General features: G+C 64.6%; 1 protein-coding gene. It reads left to right on the top strand.

The window, feature by feature from the left end; translation table 11 throughout:
• Positions 1-129: 129 nt before the first annotated feature.
• Entirely contained in the window at positions 130-1,128 is a 999-nt protein-coding gene (locus CH341_RS27500) for a CobW family GTP-binding protein (protein ID WP_111422145.1), read from the top strand.
• The last annotated feature ends 70 nt before the right edge of the window (positions 1,129-1,198 follow it).

Here is a 1,198-nt window from a genome sequence, read left to right as displayed (position 1 = left end):
CGGCTCGACCTCGCACTTTACATGTACAGATCGACCAAAGTTGATCTGTGGCGCGGCCACATGGTTCGAGACGCGCTCCTCACGGAGCGCTCCTCACCATGAGGTCGGAAGCACCAGGTGAGGCAGATCATGAACAACAAATCCACCCCCGTGCCCGTCACCATCCTCACCGGCTTTCTCGGCGCCGGGAAGACGACGCTGTTGAACTACATCCTCACCGAGCGGCACGGCCATCGCATCGCCGTGATCGAGAACGAGTTCGGCGAGGTGAACATCGACTCCGGTCTCGTCCTCACCTCGGAGGAGGAGATCTACGAGATGACCAACGGCTGCATCTGCTGCACGGCGAGCGTGCGGCAGGATCTGATCGAGGTCCTGCAGAAGCTGATGGCGCGGCGGGAGAAGTTCGACCACATCCTGGTCGAGACCACCGGGATCGCCGATCCGACGCCGGTGGCGGCCGCCTTCTTCGTCGATGCGGACGTGGCCAGGCAGGTGAGCCTCGACGGCATCGTCACACTGGTCGACGCGATGCATATCGGCCGGCATCTCGACGATCCCGATCTGCACGGCGTCGACAACCAGGCCGTCGATCAGATCGTCGCGGCCGATCGCCTGATCGTCAACAAGACGGATCTGGTCGACGAGCCCGAGCTCGTCTCGATCGAGGGCCGCATGCGCGGCCTCAACGCCACGGCCGAGATCATCCGCTCCAGCTACGCCAAGGTCGAGCTGGAGAAGATTCTGGGGATCGGCGCCTTCGACCTGTCGAAGACGCTCGCCGCCGACGAGCAATTCCTCGACGTCCACCACCATCATCACGATCACGACCCGGCGCTGGAGACGATGTCGTTCGTCGATCCGGGATCGTTCGATCGGGACAAGCTCGAGGCGTGGCTGCGGTCGTTCCTGGCCGAGCACGGCGACAACGTCTTTCGCCTGAAGGGCATCGTCGCGATGGCGGGCGATGCGCGCCGCCACGTCATCCAGGGCGTCCACCGCCTGATGGAGATCCGCTCCGCCGACCCCTGGGGCAAGCAGCCGCGCGCCTCACGCATCGTGCTGATCGGCAAGAAGATCGACCGCGCCGCCGTCGAGGCGGGCCTGCGCGGGTGTTTGGTGGGGTAGAAACGTCCGTCATTCCGGGGCGCCGCGCAGCGGCGAGCCCGGAATCCATACACACGGACAAGGATTATGG

The sequence above is a fragment of the Rhodoplanes roseus genome (assembly GCF_003258865.1).
Lineage (GTDB): Bacteria > Pseudomonadota > Alphaproteobacteria > Rhizobiales > Xanthobacteraceae > Rhodoplanes > Rhodoplanes roseus.
This window is presented reverse-complemented; position numbering and strand designations above follow the sequence as displayed.

Coding starts and splice junctions, on each gene's coding strand:
- CH341_RS27500 (WP_111422145.1), top strand. CDS start 130: ATGAACAACAAATCCACCCCCGTGCCCGTCACCATCCTCACCGGCTTT.